Source organism: Pseudomonas syringae group sp. J254-4, from assembly GCF_032586855.1.
Classification (GTDB): Bacteria; Pseudomonadota; Gammaproteobacteria; order Pseudomonadales; family Pseudomonadaceae; genus Aquipseudomonas; species Aquipseudomonas amygdali.
The window spans coordinates 303,731-322,183 of the sequence record NZ_JAWHOO010000001.1 but is presented as its reverse complement, the minus strand read 5'-3'; the positions used below and the strand labels follow the sequence as shown (position 1 = coordinate 322,183).

Sequence of the window (18,453 nt, the reverse complement as noted above, 5' to 3'; positions counted from 1 at the left end):
GCCAAGCATGAAACGAGCCGCATTATGCCCCAAGCAGGGCAGGCTTGTGATGGGGGGCAGGCCGGTAAACGTTATTTTTTATCGATCGGGCCTGCATCGCTGTCGCAACCCCGGATATACATGACAGACCGCAATTGTCGGGCTTTTAAATCGCCAAGCTGGTAAAGTGCCGCCCGATATTTATTGATGAGGATTGTCCCATGGCCACTAACCGCTCCCGCCGTCTGCGCAAAAAACTGTGTGTGGACGAGTTCCAGGAATTGGGTTTTGAACTGAACCTGGACTTCAAGCAAGAGCTGGATGACAAGGCAATCGATGCTTTCCTTGACGCTTTTCTGAAAGAAGCAATGGAAGCCAACGGTCTTGGTTATGTGGGCGGCGACGACTTCGGTCTGGTTTGCCTGAGCAAGCGTGGCTCGGTCAGCGAAGAACAGCGTGTTGCTGTCGAAGCCTGGCTCAAAGGCCGCAGTGAACTGACAGAAGTCACTGTCAGCCCGCTGATCGACGTCTGGTACCCGGAAAAAGAAATCAACCCGGCCGCCTGATGTAACGGGAGGCAGGCCAGCGCCTGCCTCCCTTGCTGCTCCCCCTTCGCCATACCTTCTTTGAAGCACCTTCAGTCAGGTTTCGCCTGCTGCAGAATCAGCGCGTCCTCAAGCTCGATCATCGCCAGCTCCACAACCTGCTGACAGGTATGGAACTGTTCATCCGGTGTGTCCGCTTCGCAGGCCTGTTCAAGCGCATCGCAGGCATCGACCACCCTTGAAGCGCTGATGATTCGTGCGGCACCTTTGATCCTGTGGGCCAGGTCGCGGGTTTTCCTGCGATTGTTTTCCGGTATCAGTCTGGCCAGCAACAGCCGGTCCTCGTGATTGCTGTGCAGGAGCTGCGCAAGCAGGCGTTCAACCATTTCCGGGCGGTCACCGGTCAGGTTGCTGACGCTGTCGAGGCTGAACGGCAGAGGTGTGCGCGCCTGTGGCGAAATGGCTGTCAGCCGTTCGCTGAGCATCGAAAGGCTGATGGGTTTGAACAGGCAGTCGTCCATGCCTGCTGCGCGGCAGCGCTCGATCTCATCAGGTTGCGCATTGGCCGTGAAACCCCAGACCGGACAGCGTGGCTGGCCGTCTGCATCTTCAATCGCGCGGATTGCCGTGGTCATGTCATAGCCGTTCATGACCGGCATGTTGCAGTCGACAACCACCAGATCAAAGCTATCGGTCTTCCAGTGCTCAAGCCCCTGCGCGCCGTTTTCGGCCATTTCGCAATGGTGACCGAGAAAACCAAGCTGCTGGCAGAGCAGCAGCCGGTTGGCAGGATGGTCGTCGACGATCAGGATCCGTAGCGTCTGGTGAGCCACAGCTATCGGTGGTTTAGCGACGGGCTGGCCGCTCAGCGGTTCAAGTGTGGTCAGCACCAGATTCATACTGACCCGGGTGCCTTGACCCGGTGTGCTGTCGAGCGAAAGGTTGCCGCCCATCATCATGCACAGGTTGCGGCAAATCACCAGGCCCAGCCCTGCACCGGTACGCGCCATTTGCCCGGTGTTATCGGCCTGGGCAAAGGGCTTGAACAAACGCTGCTGGTCTTCAGTGCTGATGCCTATGCCGCTGTCCTGAACGGTGATGTGCAGGTGCAGCAACTGCGGGTCGGGGCTTTCTGCTGCCTGCAGCACGATCCTGATCCGTCCCATCGGGGTGAACTTGATGGCGTTGCTCACCAGGTTGGACAGTATCTGCTTGAAGCGCAGCGGGTCGATCAGCACATCGGCGGTGATTCGGCTGTCCAGTTCCAGCACCAGGTCAAGGTCCTTCTGGCGAGCCAGACCGTCGAATACCCGCAGCACCGACTCTACCAGTCGACGCAGGTTCGCCCGCTCCGGGTTCAGTGAAAGCCGCCCGGATTCGATGCGTGCGATATCGAGAATGTCGCCGATCAGGTCCAGAAGGTCGTTGGCCGAGCTGTAGGCGACTTCTATGGCGGAACGGTCAAGCTCGCCATGATCGGCACGTTTGAGCGCCAGCTCCAGCATTCCGATCACTGCATTCATGGGCGTACGGATTTCATGGCTCATGGTGGCAAGAAAGGTGCTCTTGGCACGGCTGGCAGCGTCAGCCTGTTCCTTGGCGGCCTGCAGGTCTTCGATAAGCTGGCGACGCTCGCTGATATCGATCCAGCCGCCAATGATGCCTTGTACCTCGCCCAGAGAGTCACGAAAGGGCAGGATCCAGTGGTAGATGGTCATCTGCCGGTCGCCAATGCGCAGGGGGCGGTCAAGGATCAGTGCGGTATTGCTGGCCATGACCCGTTGATAGTCGGCAGCGTATTCCCGTGCTTCGAAGGCATTGCCCAGCACACCTTCGGTAGCGCTCTTGCCGATGATGTCTTCACGTTGCGCGGAGAAAACCCTCAGGTAGCTGTCATTGCACATGCGCAGCATGCCTTCGCGATCCCGCACGTAGATCGGATGGGGTGTGCCTTCGACCAGTGCACGCATGAATTCGAACTGGTCGCCCAGCGCCCGTTCCGCTGCTTCACGCTGCCGTATCTGCCGCCGCATCCAGGCATTCCAGGCCAGCAGGCCCAGCAGCAACAGGCCTGCACCGACCAGAATCTGATAGATCAGGCGTTCGTAGTCATGCCAGTTGGCGCTTGAAGGGGTGTAGGCGCGCCATCGATTGTTGATCGCCGCCAGATCCTGCGGCGCGATGCTTGCCAGCGCCTTGTCGAGAATCGAACTCAGCTCGATGGCATTGCGTGAGGTCGCCATGGAAATCAGCGCCGGGTCTTCGCCGATGGTGGCGGTCATTTGCAGGCGCTCCTCGAAGATGCCTGAAGACAGAAAGTAGTCTGCACTGAGCAGCGAGATGACCGCGCCTTCTGTTCTACCCAGTGACAACATGTCCAGCGCCTGGAAGGGGTTGTCGATTTCCAGCGGTACGACTCTGGGATATTTGCGGCGCAGCCAGTCCAGCATCGGGCTGCCCTGGGTGATTGCCAGGCGTTTGCCGTCCATCTGCTCCAGATAGCTGGGCGAGCCCTGGTCCTTGCGGGTGACCAGTACGAAGGAATTGTCGATATAGGGCCGGCTGAAGCTCAGGCGGTCTTCTCGCTCATCGCTGGACACCAGTGCGCCGATCAGGTCCGCCTGGCCCTCGCTGACCTGGTTCAGCATGTCGGTCAGGCTGGGCGAGCGTTTGACGTCGAACCTGAGCCCGGTGCGCAGGCGGACCAGTTCAAGCAGGTCGGCGGTGATGCCGCGAAAGTTGCCCTTGGCGTCGAAGAAGGTCAGTGGTGCGTACGCTTCATTGACTACCACGCGTACGGTCGGGTGCTGAGCGATCCAGCGCTCCTCGCGTTGCGTCAGTTGCAGCTTCTGGTCGGTGAGCATCAGGTCGCTGCCGGTGCTCCAGCGCCTGGAAATGTTGATGCGCTCATCGACCGGAATTGCTTTCAGTGTCTGGTTGATGACACCCAGCAATTGTGTGTTTTCATTGCTGACGGCAAAGCTGAAGCCATTGGGCTCGTGCTTGCCGAAATTCGACATCTGCACGTTGTTCAGATAGCCCTTGTTGATGATGTATTGGGTGGAAATCGTATCGCCCAGAAAGACATCGGCCTGGTTGAAGGCTACGGCGTTGATGGCGTTCTGAAACGAGGGGTAGGTTTTCAGTGTTGCACCGGGGTACATCGCCTCGACCTCTGCGGGTGGCAGATAGTGATAGACCATGCTCAGCCGCATGCCTTTGAGGCCCTCATTGAGGGGCCGCGTGTCTCCGACCCGAGTGACCAGCACGGGCTGATCAACCGAGTAGGGCTGTGACAGTCTGATGTTGCGATCAACCGCTTCAAAGCCGTTGGCAGTGCCCAGCAGGTCGACCTGGCCTGTGATCAGGGCCTTGATAGCTGCATCGCGGGTTTCGAAACGCTGCACCCTGACCGGCAGGTCCAGCGCATCCGAAATGATGCCTGCGTAATCGGCAGTGATGCCTTCGTAGTCGTTGCCTGACATCGTGATATCGAAGGGCGGGTAATCGGGGTTCGAGATGCCGAGAGTCAGTTCACGTTGACCGCGTACCCATTGCCATTGGCTGCTGTCCAGCTTCACGTCCATGTGCGCCGGGCTTGAGCGACCGAGCAGTGTGTAATGTTCGGCCGCATAAAGGCTGGCCTGAGCACTCCAGCCCATGCACAGGCCTGTGGCCAGTATTAATAATTGTCTGAAGCGCTTGGGCATCCGTTTTCTCACACTAGCGCGTTGCGTTTTGCCATCTCGATAAGTTCTACCAAGGTTCTTGTTTTTAGTTTTTGCATCAGTCGCGTTTTGTAAGTACTGACGGTTTTGTTACTGAGAAACATACCCTTGGCTATTTCCTTGTTGGAACGGCCCTGGGCAAATAACTGCAATACCATCAGTTCGCGGTCATTGACCAACTTGAACAGCTCCAGCTCGTTGGTCTGTCCATCTTCACGAACTGCGCACGTCAACGCCTGGCTGGGAAAGTAATTGTAGCCGGATAATACCGCTTTCACCGAACTGAGCAGCTCGCTAAGGTCTTCCTGCTTGCACACATAACCCGAGGCACCCGATTGCATGCAGCGAATGGCAAACAGGTTGGGGGTTTGCGACGTCAGCACCAGAATCTTGGAGGACAGCCCCATCGTATTGAAGCGCGCCAGTACCTCAAGGCCGTCGAGCTTGGGAATGCTGATGTCGAGAATGATCAGGTCAGGCATGCATTCGCGAACCATTTGCATCGCGTCGACGCCATTATCGGTTTCGCCCACCACTTCGTAATTTTCGTTTTCCAGAAGCATTCTGACCGCCATCCGGATAACCGGATGGTCGTCGATGATAAAAACTGAGTTCATATTCCATTCCATAACAAGCAGTGAAGAAAGCGCGCACCTTAGCTCAGATGTTCGGGCAGGCACATAAAGAGACTTGCTCGGCAGGCATATATAGGAAAAGTCCTACAATAATTAGCGTATCGGAGTACGTAAAAGCCTACGTTGAACACAAGTGTGTTTAAACGTTAACGCTTATTTCAGTGTGTATTTGGTTATTGAGGCACGGGGTGTTTATTACTTTATGGAATCATCATTCATGTGCGTTGATGATTTCCTACGAGACTGAACGTGAATTCACAAACGACGCGGTTTTGTATCAATTGACGTTTACATAGTTGCCAGACATTTCTGAAGTCGCTTGAAGCAGGATTTGTCGATGTCACTCAGGACCGTGTCCCAGCAAGCGACTGAGGTCAGGGCCATGCAGGGGTTTGCTCAGGCAGCCGAGCAGAGGCAGGTCGCGCTGCGCGGCAAGTTGCTGAATGTTTTCAAGCTGTACATCGGGCAGGCCGCTGAGAAGAATGGCCCGGCGTAACAAGCCTTGACGGGTCGCCTCGTCGATCAGGTCAAGGCCTGACATATCCGGCAGGCACTGATCGCACAGTAAAAGCCCGTAGGGCTCCGGGCTGCGTTGCATGGCGGCCATGGCCTCTGCGGCGGTGAGGACGGGAGTCAGCAGAAAATAGCCCTGATTGTTGAGCAGCACCTGAGTGGCGATCAGTTGAAACGGGTGATCTTCCACCAGGAGGATGCGCAGGCTGTGTGTGGACATGAGTTTTCCGGAAAGGCCCTGGCGAGAGGTTCAGGCCTCGCAGACGGCGTGCGGACCGTTAGTATCGCAGGCGGATGGATGACGAGCCGGAGTGGCATTTGAAGTGGCTGTAATTATTGAGGGATGCAAGAAAAGCTGCGATAGGACTCGTCTGACATGCATGTAGGGCCTGTCTGAGTTTTGCAGGGCAATCAGGTATGACCAGCGTTGTATCTGCCTGCGCTCAGGTACTCGGCTGGTCTATCAAGGCTAAATCTGTCCGGAGCGGCCGGTCATTTCCCGGGCCATTTCACTGGCATAGCTGTCGGTCATGCCGGCGATGAAGTCGATCATGCGCAGGAACGAGGCATGCAACGGTGCCTTGGGATCCGGCGCGCTGTTGCCCAGCAGGTCGAGGATACGTCGATGCTTGAAGGACGGCGTCCTGCCGCCAAACTGTTCGACCGCTGCACCGCAAAAAGCGTTGAGGAGAATTTCCAGGGTGGTGTAGGCGCCTATTTCATGCAGCGTTTTGCGCTTGTCCTGAAAGATTTTCTTGCGCGCCATGTCCTTGGCGTTCAGGACGCAGCGCTTGGCCGGACCGTGCATGTGTTCCACCAGATCCCCGGGCAGCGTGCCCGCAAGCAGGGCGTCCTGTTGTTCGACGAATGCTCTGGCCGCTGCGTTGGTCAGGTGCTCGATGGCCTTGCCGCGCAGGATGGCCAGCTTGCGCCGCCGTGAGTCGCCAGGGCCCAGTTGCCGATAGGTTTCCGGAAGATCATCGCCGACCAGTCCAAGCAGAAGTGACTCAACTTCCGCGTACTCCAGCAGGTCCATCTCCAGGCCGTCTTCCAGATCGATCAGGGCATAACAGATGTCATCGGCGGCTTCCATCAGATAGACCAGTGGATGGCGCGCCCAGCGTTGTTCCTCAAGTTGCGGCAAACCCAGCTTGCCAGCGATCTGCTCAAGGATCGGCAGTTCGCTCTGATAGCAGCCGAACTTGTGCTTCTTGTAGCCCAGCGAGTCTGCGTGGCGCGCGGTCCACGGGTATTTGAGGTAAGTGCCCAGTGTGGCGTAGGTCAGGCGAGTGCCGCCGTCGAACTGGTGGTATTCCAGCTGCGTAAGGACTCGGAATCCCTGGGCATTGCCCTCGAAATTGAGAAAGTCATTGCGCTCGGTCTCACTCATCGCGTCGAGCCAGCCACGTCCGGCAGCCTGATTGAACCAGTTGCGAATTGCGTCTTCGCCCGAATGGCCGAACGGAGGGTTGCCTATGTCATGTGCCAGGCAGGCAGATTGTACAACCATGCCCAGGTCGCTCGGTTCGCACCAGTCGGGCAGGGCAGTGCGCAGGGTTTCGCCAACGCGCATGCCCAGTGAGCGGCCGACGCAGCTGACTTCCAGCGAGTGAGTCAGACGGGTATGAATATGGTCGTTGCTGGACACCGGATGGACCTGGGTCTTGCGTCCCAGGCGGCGAAATGCACCGGAAAAGATGATCCGGTCATGGTCCTTGTGAAACGGACTGCGTCCCAGCTCTTCGGGGCTGTGCAGGGTCTTGCCAAGTCGTTCGCGGTTAAGCAGGGTTTGCCAATCCAAGGCGTGCACTCCGTCAGTAATGTTGGCTGTAGCTTCCCGGTTCGGCACGCCTGCCGCAAGGCCTGACGCGCGGACAGAGAGAAACAGGGGCTGTTAAAAAGCAAATGCCCGCCCCGGAGCACCGGAGCAGGCATTTGTCGCGAGGTTCGATTCACGCAAAAAGTCTGGCGTAATCAGAGCCTGCGGTTGCGGTTCTGAATGGCGCGACTCTGCATGGCGACCTTGATCAGTGGCGTCAGCGTGATGCCGAGCTTCAACAGGCGACCCAGCAGGCTGGTGCGTCCGGTCTTGGCACGTTTGCCGCTCAGAAACCCCAGCAGGGCGACCGAGCCCACGCCCCAGAGTGGCGCGTGGCGAAAGCCGAGCGCGCTTTTCCAGTCATGGCGGATCCCGCGAAAGCGTTGCAACGGCTGTAACAGTTGCGTCGATTCGTGACGAATTTCCTGACGGTGCATCTCCATGCGCAGGCGGATCAACGCCTTGCGCAGTTCCCGACGGGTATTGCTCTGGTGCGACTTGGGTTCACTCATGGCATCAATCGCTCGCGGTCGTTGGCCAGCTCTTCAAGGGTTGCGTGAAATGGCGACGACTCATCGAAAATCGCGGCCTTGAGGCGCAACCCGCAGAAGACGGCGGCCAGCAGGTAGAACGTGCACAGGCCGACGATACCCGCCAGGCGATAGCTGTCCCACAGAACGATCAGCAACAAGGCCGAGAGCCCGGTGAGCAGCAGCAGACCGAAAACCAGCGCCAGTCCCGCGAACAGCAGCAGGCTCACGGTGCGTGCCTTCTGCTCCTGCAATTCGATGCCGAACAGTTCGACGTGCGTGTGCAGCAGGCCAAGGAATGCAGCGCCAAGACGCCGCGGTGAAGAGCCCGGAGTTCCCTCGGGCGGTGCTGATTCCGTTCCCAGAGTCATGATGTTAGCGCCTTGTAGCCAGCAGACCGATCAGAAAGCCGACACCTGCGGCGATACCGACTGATTGCCAGGGGTTGTTCTGAACGTAATCTTCGGTCGCGATCACAGCAGCCTCACCGCGCTCGCGAAGCGAGTCTTCAGTGGTCTTCAGGGTTTCCTTGGCACGTAGCAGGCTCTCACGAATCTGGGCACGCAGTTCATCGGCCTGATCACCTGCCAGCGATGCGGTATGCGCCAGCAATTTCTCAGTGTCGGCAACCAGTACCTGGAAGTCGGCTCTCAGGATTTCCTGAGCATTCTGTGCGGTTTGGCGGGCCATGATTTTCTCCGTTTGGGTGGCATATGGATGTTTCGAGTACAGGTGATTCCTGAAGGTTCACTTCGATTGCCGTCTGGTGTCCAATCAGGCTGTGCGCTGCCGCTGCACCTTACTCCAAAAGTATCTGTCAGGAAAAACCGCAACGTGTTGAAGATTGGGGTTCCGTATTTCTGGCCATTGGCTATGCTCCACACGCGTGATCACGTGCATGGCGCGCGATATAAGAGCTGAATGGAGAGAGGCATGGAGCGGCTGTATTCCCTGCAGGGGCTCAGGGGCATAGCTGTCCTTGGTGTGGTGTTGTTTCACATGATGTCGGTAGAGAGCAAGTTTTCCGGTGGCGACATCCTTCTGCCGCCGCTGCTCGATTTTTTTCAGCTGGGTGTCGATCTGTTTTTCGTCATCAGCGGTTTCGTGATGGTGATTGTCAGCCGTGGCCGTTTCCAGAGCGGGGTCGAGGCGCGACGCTTTCTATTCAACAGGGTGTCGCGGATCTACCCCACGTACTGGCTGTACTTTTTCATTACGCTGGCGGTGTACCTGGTGCAGCCGGGCATGGTCAACAGCGGGCATGGGTCTTCCAACTTGCTCATGTCGTTCCTGCTGCTGCCCAACGATAAAGTGCTGCTGGTGATGGTGGCCTGGTCGCTGCTGTTCGAACTGTGGTTCTACGTCGTGTACTCAGGCTTTCTGTTGTTTCGTGAACGCAGCGTGCCGCTTTTGCTCGGCGGCTGGGCGCTGATCATTGTTGTGTTCAACGTGCTGGCCGACTGGCAGGACTATTCGCCCGCACTGAAGATCATCCTGCATCCCTATGCCCTTGAATTCATTCTTGGTGCAGCGCTGGCATTGTTCTTTTATGGTCGGCACAGCGCGCGCGTGCCGACAGCTGCCGTCCTTGCGTCGTTGGGTGGTGCATTGCTGCTGGGTGTGCCCCTGATCGGTTACTTCCGGTTATACGACAGTCAGGGCTTGCTGCGCATGCTCATGGTCGGAGGGACGTTCGGCCTGCTGGTGCTGACCCTGGCCCTGCTTGAACGGCGTCGACAACTGGTTGTGCCTGGGTTTCTGGTCGCTGTGGGCGACATGTCCTACACGATCTACCTGTCTCATCTGCTGGTGCTGGGGGTGATCGGGCGGGTGTGGAGCCTGGTCGGTGCCTGGCCCGAAAGCTATCTGGACAACCTGTTTTTCGCGCTGCTGATGATGGCGGCAGCGGTGTGTTACGGCTGGGTCGGTTACCGTTGTTTCGAGAAACCGGTATTGGACCGCGCCAACGCGTTCAGCAAGACGCATTTCCGGATGTCGACGTGATCCCGGGGTGCGCCTAGAATAATTTTCGGTCGTAGAGGATTTGCCGAGGATCAATTCATGCCGCCCGAATGCCAGCTGTTCAGCACCTTGGGATGCCCGCTGTGCGAGGTTGCCGAAGCGGTTTTACTGCCGTTCGCTATCGAGCACGGCCTGCTGGTTGAGCTGGTGGACATCTGCGAGGATGAGCAACTGCTTGAACGCTACGAGTTGCGCGTTCCGGTGTTGCGTCGAGTCGACACCGGCGATGAGCTGGACTGGCCATTTGACGCGCCTCAGGTGGCGTCGTTTCTGAGCCGCTGAGCTGCCTTGTCGTTGAGCTGCATTCCCTTTCACTTACCGGACACGACGCGCAGTGAATATCGATACACGCATCAAATTTCGCCACCTGGTCTGCTTTCTCGAAGTGGCCCGGCAGGGCAGCCTGGCGCGTGCCTCCGACGTTCTGGCGATCAGTCAGCCTGCGCTGTCAAAAAGTCTCAAGGAACTGGAAACCCTGCTGGCCACCACCTTGTTTGTGCGCAGCAAGAGCGGTGCGGCGCTGACCGAAGCGGGCGTGGCATTCATGCGTTTCGCCGGGCCGAGCGTCCAGGCCCTGCGTGAGGGTGTCAGCAGCCTGCGCTCGGGTGAGCACGAAACTGTCACCGCCCGGCTGGGCGTGCTGTCCACTGCTGAAAGCCTGCTGGTTCCAGAGGTGGTCCATCGTCTGCACGAGCGCCACCCGGCGTTGATTGTCAGCGTCATGACCGGCCCCAGTGCCTACCTGCTGTCGCAACTGAGGGTAGGGGAGCTGGACCTGGTGGTCGGGCGCATGACTGACAGCCCGCAGATTCAGGGCCTGACGTTCGAGCACCTGTACAACGAGTCGATGACGCTGGTGGTGCGCAGCGATCACCCGTTGCTGGCTGCGCCGCTCAAGCCCGAAAGTCTGGAGCAATTCCCGCTGGTATTGCCGCTGGCAGGCACCACCATCCGCAAGTTTGCCGACAGCCTGTTCGTACAGTGCGGTATCCGCATGCCACGTCAGCGCCTTGAAACACTCTCGCTCACCCTGAGCCGCCGCTATGTGCAGTGCAGCGATGCGGTGTGGATCGCGCCACTGGATGCTGTGTCGCTGGAGTTGAAAGGCGGCACGCTGGTGGAGCTGGACATGGGTATTCGTGAGCCGGGCGGCTCGGTCGGTTTGTGCAGCAACCCGGCTTTGCCGCTGACACGCGCGGCGCAATGGTGTGTGGATGAGCTACGAGGCGTCGGAGAGACCTACCGCAAAGCGCAGTATGCATAACCATTTGGTTATGGATGGCCGGTTTTATTTCAATTCTCTGTAAGTATGGATCGCGCGACACTTCGCCGCAGCCTGTAGCGCATGTGACCCACGCCTGCGCGCCCCATAAGAAAAACGAGGAGAACGCCATGTCTGCCGCGGACAACAGCCGCTTCGTCATTCGTGACCGAAACTGGCATCCAAAAGCTCTCACCCCTGATTACAAGACCTCAATCCTGCGCTCGCCGCGTCAGGCGCTGGTCAGTATCCCGCAGTCCATTTCCGAGACCACCGGCCCGGATTTCTCGCATTTGAAATTCGGTCAGCACGATAACGATCTGCTGCTCAATTTCAACAACGGCGGTCTGCCCATCGGCGAGCGTATCCTGCTGGCCGGGCGGGTCTGTGATCAGTACGGCAAGCCTATTCCGCATACCCTGGTGGAGATCTGGCAGGCCAATGCCGGCGGGCGTTATCGCCACAAACGCGATGCTTATCTGGCACCCATCGACCCCAACTTTGGCGGCGTAGGGCGAGCACTGACCGACAGCGAAGGCAATTACAGCTTCCGCACCGTCAAGCCAGGCCCTTACCCGTGGCGCAACGGTCCCAATGATTGGCGCCCGGCGCACATTCATGTGTCGATCAGCGGCCCGTCGATTGCCACACGCCTGATCACCCAGCTGTATTTCGAAGGCGATCCGCTGATTCCGATCTGCCCGATCGTCAAGGCCATCGCCAATCCGGACGCCGTGCAGAGCCTGATTGCCAGGCTTGACCTGGGCATGGGCAACCCTATGGATTGCCTGGCGTACCGCTTTGATATCGTGTTGCGCGGCCAGCGCAAGACTCACTTCGAAAATTGCTGAGGAGGCCCGACATGCCCGTTCAATTGCTGCAGGAAACCCCTTCGCAAACCGCTGGCCCTTACGTCCACATCGGTCTTGCACCACAGGTGGCCGGCAATCCGACCCGCGAGCTGGAAATCTGGAACGAGATGGCCAGGCCCGAGGCGCCGGGCGAGCATATCGTGCTGCTGGGCAACGTCTTCGACGGCAACGGTCATCTGATCCGCGATGCGTATCTGGAATTCTGGCAGGCCGACCATCAAGGCGCGTATCACAGCGAATTCGACCCGGACAGGCCGTTCAACGGCTTTGGTCGCACAGCTACCGCGGACGATGGCCAATGGATCCTCAAGACCATCAAGCCAGGCTCGGCACGTAATGCGGCCGGGGTGCCGATGGCGGCGCACATCAATGTTTCGCTGTTTGCCCGCGGTATCAATATTCATCTGCAGACGCGGCTGTATTTCGATGACGAAGCCCAGGCGAATGCGCAGGACCCGGTGCTCAATCTGATCGAGCAGCCCCCGCGTCGCGAAACCCTGGTGGCGCGCCGTTGCACGCACGAGGGGCAGACGGCCTATCGTTTTGATATCCGTGTGCAGGGTGAAGGCGAGACAGTGTTTTTCGATTTCTGAATCGCTTGTCGATTCAGAAATCAATGTGCGTGCGTTTCAAGGCGCCTGCATCGGCAGGCGACCCTATAAAAATAAAAGGACACCTTCATGACGCTTTCCGCCAGCAGCCCTGCGTCGAGTACGCTCGACGTTCAGGCCTTCATCAATGCGCAACCGCTGTCCGGCTATCAATGGCGAGTGGTTGCGCTGTGTTTTCTGATCGTGTTCCTCGACGGTCTTGATACCGCCGCAATGGGCTTCATTGCACCCGCGCTCAGCCAGGATTGGGGAATCGATCGGGCCAGTCTGGGGCCGGTGATGAGTGCCGCGCTGATCGGCATGGTGTTCGGTGCGCTGGGTTCCGGCCCGCTGGCCGACCGGTTCGGCCGCAAGGTGGTGCTGGTGGTCGCGGTATTCCTGTTCGGTCTGTTCAGCCTGGCGTCTGCCTACAGCAGCAACATTGATCAACTGCTGGTATTACGCCTTCTCACCGGGCTGGGGCTCGGTGCCGCGATGCCCAATGCCACCACGTTGCTGTCGGAATACACCCCGGAACGGCTCAAGTCGTTGTTGGTGACGAGCATGTTTTGCGGTTTCAATCTGGGCATGGCCTGCGGCGGTTTTGTCTCAGCCAAGCTGATCCCCAGCATGGGCTGGCACAGCCTGTTGATGCTGGGAGGTATCCTACCCATCCTGCTGGCGGCGGTGCTGATGGTCTGGCTGCCGGAGTCGGCGCGGTTTCTGGTGGTACGCAATCGCGGTGCAGAGCGGATTCGCAAAGTGCTGGCACCGATTGCGCCGAAGGCGCTGGCTGGCATCACCGATTTCAGCGTTCCTGAACAGAAAACGGTCAGTAGCCGCAACGTGCTGAAAGTGATTTTCTCCGGTACATACAGCGCTGGCACGCTGTTGCTGTGGCTGACGTATTTCATGGGCCTGGTGATCGTCTACCTGTTGACCAGCTGGCTGCCGACGTTGATGCGCGACAGTGGCGCGAGCATGGAGCAATCGGCGTTCATCGGTGCGCTGTTCCAATTCGGCGGGGTACTGAGTGCAGTGGGAGTCGGCTGGGCAATGGATCGTTACAACCCGCATAAGGTCATTGGTCTGGCCTATGCGCTGGCGGGGGTGTTCGCCTGGCTGGTCGGGCAGAGTCTGGGCAATGTCGCCCTGTTGGCCACGCTGGTGCTGCTGGCCGGGATGTGCATCAACGGTGCGCAGTCGGCAATGCCGTCGCTGGCGGCGCGTTTCTACCCCACTCAGGGGCGTGCAACGGGGGTGTCGTGGATGCTCGGGATAGGTCGCTTCGGTGCCATTCTCGGTGCCTGGGCCGGTGCCACCCTGCTGGGCCTTGGCTGGAGCTTCGAGCAAGTGCTGACGGCGCTGGTGGTCCCGGCCGCCCTGGCCGCGATAGCGGTGCTGATCAAGGGCTGGGTCAGTCATTCGGACGCTACCTGAAACCTTTCAATCTGGAGTGGTGATGTGAACAGAGCGAGCAATCAACTTTTCGATGCCTACTTCATGCAACCCGAAATGCGCGAGATCTTTTCGGATGAAGGCCGGGTACAGGGCATGCTCGATTTCGAGGCTGCGCTGGCGCGGGCACAGGCACGCGTCGGCCTGATCCCGCCCGAGGTGGTCGCCGACATCGAGCTGAGCTGCGACGCACGGCTGTTCGATTTCGACGCGCTGGCAATGGCCATCGGCAGCGCCGGCAATTCGGCGATTCCGCTGGTCAAGGCGCTGGGCAAACAGATTGCCGCACGCAGCGCTGAAGCCGAGCGCTACGTGCACATGGGCGCGACCAGTCAGGATGTGATGGACAGCGGTCTGATCCTGCAACTGCGTCGAGCCATCGTACTGCTTGAGCATGATCTTGCTCGACTGGCCGATGCGATGGCTGAGCAGGCACAGCGTCATGCTGGCACGCCGCTGGCTGGACGCACCTGGCTGCAACAGGCCACGCCGGTCACCCTGGGGATGAAAATCGCCGGCTGGCTGGGCGCGGTCACTCGTCATCGACAGCGCTTGAACGAGATCAAACCACGCCTGCTGTGCCTGCAGTTCGGCGGTGCTTCCGGCAGCCTCGCGGCGCTGGGCGATCAGGCCTTTTCGGTGGCCGAAGCGCTGGCCGGTGAATTGCAACTGGCGTTGCCCGAGCAGCCCTGGCACACCCAGCGTGACCGACTGGTAGAGTTTGCCGGTCTGCTGGGCCTGATCGCCGGTAGCCTCGGCAAACTGGGGCGCGACGTGAGCCTGCTGATGCAGACCGAAGTAGGCGAGGTCTTCGAGCCTTCGGCCCCGGGCAAGGGCGGATCTTCGACCATGCCACACAAGCGCAACCCGGTTGGCGCTGCCGTCATGATCAGTACAGCCACCCGCGCCCCGGGGCTGGTCGCCACCATGTTCGCGGCCATGCCGCAGGAGCATGAACGCAGTCTGGGCCTGTGGCATGCCGAGTGGGAGACTTTGCCGGAGCTGTGTTGCCTGGTTTCCGGTTCGCTGCAACAGGCGTTGCAGGTGCTACCCGGCCTGCAGGTCGATGCCGAGCGCATGGCGATCAATCTGCAGTCCACCAAAGGACTGGTGCTCGCCGAGGCAGTGAGCATTGCGCTGGCTCAGCGTATCGGGCGCGACGCTGCCCACCATCTGGTAGAGCAGTGCTGCCGTCGTGCGGTAGAGCAGGGCGCGCTTTTGCGTCAGGTGCTTGGCGAAACCCCGCAAGTCAGCGAGCAGTTTTCTTCCGACGAGCTGGATCGTCTGCTTGATCCGTCCCATTACCTTGGCCAGGCCCGACAATGGGTCGAGCGTGCCGTGGCTGAACACACAAGGATTTTCCGATGACCGAAGACGAACGTTACCAAGCCGGCATGCAGGTGCGCCGTGCGGTGCTGGGCGATACGCATGTCGATAACAGCCTGAGCAAACTGACGCCGTTCAATGAAGAATTCCAGGAGATGATTACCCGTCACGCCTGGGGTGATATCTGGACCCGTCCGGGGCTGCCACGCCATACCCGCAGTCTGATTACCATTGCGATGTTGATCGGCATGAATCGCGAGGGCGAATTGCGCCTGCACCTGAAGGCCGCAAAAAACAACGGCGTGACCCGTGAAGAGATCAAGGAAGTGCTGATGCAGAGCGCTATCTACTGCGGCATTCCGGCCGCCAATGCGACGTTCCACCTGGCTGAAGCGGTATGGGATGAAATGGGGGTGGAGTCGTTGAAGGAGGATTGAAAAGTCGCATGACAAGGAGCGCTGCAGCGAAATGTCATGCCTTACCCGCGTTCACTGCCCATATGAAAGCGCTGTTTTATCACGAAGTCGGGCCTGAATCTCACTGACTCGCAGAACCAGCGCGTAGCGCCACAAAGAGGACGCAGAGCGTCCAGAACTGCATGCCGACGCGGAGCGTCGGCACGATAGTCAGTTGAATTTCTGTATAACGATGAGTGATCAACCGTGGCGGCGTTCTTTGTTTTTAGAGCAGCGACAGCGGGTAGCTGACGATCAGGCGGTTTTCGTCGAACTGGTTGGTGTTGTAGTCACGACGCATGGTCGAGTTGCGCCATTTGAGCGACAGGCTTTTGAACGCGCCACTCTGGAACACGTACGCCAGCTCGGTTTCCCGTGCCCACTCTTCGCCGTCGGTGATAGCGCCGGTGTGTACATTGTCGCCGCTGATGTAGCGGTTCATCAGGGTCAGGCCGGGTGCGCCCAGGGCTGCGAAGTCGTAGTCATGGCGCAACTGCCAGGATTTTTCCCTGGCGTTGTCGAAGCTGGAGTTGTAACTGTCGTTGGCCAGTGTACCGCCGCTGGTGCCGTTGACGCGCATCCAGGCGCTGTCGCCGCTGACCTTCTGCAAACCCAGGTAAAAGGTGTTACCGCCGTGCCGTGCCGAGAGCATCGCTGACCAGGTCTTGTTGTCCAGATCCCCGGCCAGCGACTGGCCATCGTCCTTGCCCTGGAAGTAGCCAAGGTTGGCACCCAGCGTCCAGCTGCCCAGCGGCTGGCTGTGCAGCAGGTTGAAATATTGCTGGTGGTAGATGTCTTCAAGCTCGGCGTACCAGACCCCGACCTGAGTGCGTTTGTCGTTGAAAACGTACTCGCCGCCGCCGAAGTTGAAACGGTCTGAGGTGAACGCTGAGCGGCCGTTCAAGGACATGTCTTCCATGCTGGCGTCGTTGCGCGGGCTGTTGCCGCGGAACTGGCCGCCGTACAGGGTCAGGCCGTCGATCTCCTTGGAGGTGATCTGCCCGCCCTGAAAGGTTTGCGGCAGCGAGCGGCCGTCATCCGAGCGCAGGATCGGCAACACGGGCATCCACTCGCCGACCTTCAATTCGGTCTTCGAGAAGCGCGCCTTGCCCGCCACGGCCAGTCGTCCGAAGTCGTCGGCCGGGCGTCCATCGCTGTGGATCGGCAGCAATTGCGTGCCGCCTGTTCCCTTGCCGCCGTCTAGCTTGAGCGAGTAAAGGCCCAGCGCATCCACACCAAAGCCAACGGTGCCTTGGGTGAAGCCGGAGCGGGCGTCGAGGATGAAGTTCTGCGTCCACTCCTCGGCGTAGTTCTGCGCATTGGCCGGGTCGACGAAGTTGCGGTTGATGTAGAAGTTGCGTAGGTTCAGATTGACCTTGGCGTCTTCGACGAACCCGGCAGCGTTGCTGCTGATGGGTGTCAGGTTTGCAGCAATGGCCGCAGACAGACCGCAAAGGAGTTTGCAGGAGGAATTGGCGCGCATGGAACAGACCTTTTTTGTAGTTATTGAGTCGTGTAGCTGGCTACGATAGTGAAAGGCCGGAAGGTGCCGTGCAATTGTGAAATAACTGTTTCGGGCGATTATCGAACGTTAATGAACCGGTTCGAACATTTTCTGCGAAGCGCTGCAAACGGGTGTGCGATGCTCACGGGTCTGTCGATATGAGCAGCGGGCGCTGGCGCTTTCGGCCACGCTGTCAGGCTGCTGAAACTTGAACAAGGAAGCGCAATGAGCACTGCCAGCACGCCGTTGTCCGGCGTCAATCAACCTCTAAAAGGTATTGGCTTCATTCTTCTGGCGACCTTTCTGTTCGCCAGTCACGACACACTCTCCAAGTACCTGTCCGGCTTCTATCCGATCATTCTGGTGGTCTGGGCGCGCTATCTGGTGCACACGCTGCTCATGGCCTGCATCTTCATGCCATCGGCGGGGTTGCGCGTGCTGCGTACCAAGCGTCCCGGCTTGCAGGCATTGCGTGCGCTGGCGCTGTTGGGCACCAGTCTGCTGTTTACCAGCAGCCTGATGTTCATCCCGCAGGCAGAGGCGACGGCGGTCAACTTTCTCGCTCCGTTGCTGGTCACGGCACTGTCGGTGCCGCTGTTGCATGAGCGTGTGACGCGCGGGCAATGGGTTGCGGTGGTTGTCGGGTTTATCGGGGTGATGATCATCATTCATCCTGGGGGCGAGCTGTTTACCCCGGCGATTCTGCTGCCGCTGTCATCAGCCTTGTGCTTTGCGCTGTATCAACTCCTGACGCGGCTGGTCAGCCCGTTCGACAGCCCGACCACCAGCAACTTTTTTGCCGGGCTGTTCAATACCCTGTTGATGAGCGCGCTGGTGCCGTTCTTCTGGGAATTGCCTGCGCTTAAACATCTGCCGTTTCTGCTGGCGCTGGGGGCATGTGGTATGTCGGCCCACTTGCTGCTGACCCAGGCCTTCCGCTTCGCCGCCCCGGCCATGCTCGCACCGTTCAGCTATTGCCAGATCGTGTTTGCCGGGCTGCTGGGTTTCGTGGTGTTCGACCACATGCCATCACCGACCGCACAGGCAGGCATCGCCATCATCTGCCTAAGCGGCCTGGCGGCGGCTTGGCAACAGCGGCGTAAGGGTGGGTGATGAGCTGTTCCTTCGCACGAATACACAAATCTGACTGACTATCGTGCCAATGCTCCGCGTTGGCATGCAGTTCGTGACGCTCTGCGTCACATCTGTACCGCAG

18 protein-coding genes are annotated in these 18,453 nt (G+C 59.1%); 10 read left to right on the top strand and 8 right to left on the bottom strand.

What is annotated here, in order from left to right; all coding sequences use genetic code 11:
* Positions 1 to 200: 200 nt before the first annotated feature.
* Entirely contained in the window at positions 201 to 545 is a 345-nt protein-coding gene (locus RYB09_RS01650; protein WP_005732557.1) for a YggL family protein, read from the top strand.
* A gap of 71 nt (positions 546 to 616) precedes the next feature.
* Here RYB09_RS01650 and RYB09_RS01645 read toward each other — a convergent pair whose 3' ends face one another.
* The 7 genes from RYB09_RS01645 to RYB09_RS01615 form a co-directional block, all read right to left on the bottom strand.
* Positions 617 to 4,186 (bottom strand): transporter substrate-binding domain-containing protein, encoded by a 3,570-nt coding sequence (locus RYB09_RS01645; RefSeq protein WP_230018835.1) that lies wholly within the window; start codon positions 4,184 to 4,186, stop codon positions 617 to 619.
* A gap of 56 nt (positions 4,187 to 4,242) precedes the next feature.
* Entirely contained in the window at positions 4,243 to 4,869 is a 627-nt protein-coding gene (locus tag RYB09_RS01640; RefSeq protein ID WP_046719639.1) for a response regulator transcription factor, read from the bottom strand.
* Positions 4,870 to 5,227: 358 nt separating this feature from the next.
* On the bottom strand, positions 5,228 to 5,620 hold the full coding sequence (locus RYB09_RS01635; RefSeq protein WP_122281139.1) for a response regulator: 393 nt from the start codon (positions 5,618 to 5,620) through the stop codon (positions 5,228 to 5,230).
* Between the two features lie 249 nt (positions 5,621 to 5,869).
* The gene (locus tag RYB09_RS01630; RefSeq protein ID WP_058402165.1) at positions 5,870 to 7,201 is read right to left on the bottom strand and encodes a deoxyguanosinetriphosphate triphosphohydrolase; all 1,332 of its coding nucleotides are present in this window, start codon (positions 7,199 to 7,201) and stop codon (positions 5,870 to 5,872) included.
* Positions 7,202 to 7,374: 173 nt separating this feature from the next.
* On the bottom strand, positions 7,375 to 7,731 hold the full coding sequence (locus RYB09_RS01625) for a hypothetical protein (RefSeq protein WP_002553116.1): 357 nt from the start codon (positions 7,729 to 7,731) through the stop codon (positions 7,375 to 7,377).
* Positions 7,728 to 8,120: a phage holin family protein gene (locus tag RYB09_RS01620; RefSeq protein ID WP_244395667.1), complete on the bottom strand. Its 393-nt coding sequence runs from the start codon at positions 8,118 to 8,120 to the stop codon at positions 7,728 to 7,730. The genes RYB09_RS01625 and RYB09_RS01620 overlap by 4 nt, the downstream gene beginning before the upstream one ends.
* A 4-nt stretch (positions 8,121 to 8,124) precedes the next feature.
* Entirely contained in the window at positions 8,125 to 8,439 is a 315-nt protein-coding gene (locus RYB09_RS01615) for a YqjD family protein (RefSeq protein ID WP_002553118.1), read from the bottom strand.
* Positions 8,440 to 8,682: 243 nt separating this feature from the next.
* Here RYB09_RS01615 and RYB09_RS01610 point away from each other — a divergent pair, with 243 nt between their 5' ends.
* From RYB09_RS01610 to pcaC, 8 genes are all read left to right on the top strand, one after another.
* Positions 8,683 to 9,753: an acyltransferase family protein gene (locus tag RYB09_RS01610; protein ID WP_122281140.1), complete on the top strand. Its 1,071-nt coding sequence runs from the start codon at positions 8,683 to 8,685 to the stop codon at positions 9,751 to 9,753.
* Positions 9,754 to 9,810: 57 nt separating this feature from the next.
* Positions 9,811 to 10,053: a glutaredoxin family protein gene (locus RYB09_RS01605; RefSeq protein ID WP_003315616.1), complete on the top strand. Its 243-nt coding sequence runs from the start codon at positions 9,811 to 9,813 to the stop codon at positions 10,051 to 10,053.
* A gap of 52 nt (positions 10,054 to 10,105) precedes the next feature.
* The gene (gene pcaQ / locus RYB09_RS01600) at positions 10,106 to 11,035 is read left to right on the top strand and encodes a pca operon transcription factor PcaQ (RefSeq protein WP_005732566.1); all 930 of its coding nucleotides are present in this window, start codon (positions 10,106 to 10,108) and stop codon (positions 11,033 to 11,035) included.
* 128 nt (positions 11,036 to 11,163) lie between these two features.
* A complete protein-coding gene (gene pcaH / locus RYB09_RS01595) occupies positions 11,164 to 11,883 on the top strand; it encodes a protocatechuate 3,4-dioxygenase subunit beta (RefSeq protein ID WP_003366939.1) in 720 nt (239 codons plus the stop codon).
* 11 nt (positions 11,884 to 11,894) lie between these two features.
* On the top strand, positions 11,895 to 12,497 hold the full coding sequence (gene pcaG, locus RYB09_RS01590) for a protocatechuate 3,4-dioxygenase subunit alpha (protein WP_003366941.1): 603 nt from the start codon (positions 11,895 to 11,897) through the stop codon (positions 12,495 to 12,497).
* An 87-nt stretch (positions 12,498 to 12,584) separates the two neighbouring features.
* Positions 12,585 to 13,934, top strand: coding sequence for an MFS transporter (locus tag RYB09_RS01585; RefSeq protein WP_058408908.1), 1,350 nt, complete (start codon positions 12,585 to 12,587; stop codon positions 13,932 to 13,934).
* Positions 13,935 to 13,958: 24 nt separating this feature from the next.
* The gene (locus tag RYB09_RS01580; RefSeq protein WP_316887244.1) at positions 13,959 to 15,320 is read left to right on the top strand and encodes a 3-carboxy-cis,cis-muconate cycloisomerase; all 1,362 of its coding nucleotides are present in this window, start codon (positions 13,959 to 13,961) and stop codon (positions 15,318 to 15,320) included.
* Positions 15,317 to 15,715 (top strand): 4-carboxymuconolactone decarboxylase, encoded by a 399-nt coding sequence (gene pcaC, locus RYB09_RS01575; RefSeq protein WP_054079414.1) that lies wholly within the window; start codon positions 15,317 to 15,319, stop codon positions 15,713 to 15,715. The genes RYB09_RS01580 and pcaC overlap by 4 nt, the downstream gene beginning before the upstream one ends.
* Before the next feature lie 244 nt (positions 15,716 to 15,959).
* Here pcaC and RYB09_RS01570 read toward each other — a convergent pair whose 3' ends face one another.
* Positions 15,960 to 17,216 carry an OprD family porin gene (locus RYB09_RS01570; RefSeq protein WP_058402171.1) on the bottom strand — a complete coding sequence of 419 codons (1,257 nt, stop codon included), beginning with the start codon at positions 17,214 to 17,216 and terminating at the stop codon, positions 15,960 to 15,962.
* Between the two features lie 246 nt (positions 17,217 to 17,462).
* Here RYB09_RS01570 and RYB09_RS01565 point away from each other — a divergent pair, with 246 nt between their 5' ends.
* Complete coding sequence (locus RYB09_RS01565; RefSeq protein ID WP_122258769.1) at positions 17,463 to 18,350, top strand: DMT family transporter; 888 nt, start codon at positions 17,463 to 17,465, stop codon at positions 18,348 to 18,350.
* Positions 18,351 to 18,453: the final 103 nt, after the last annotated feature.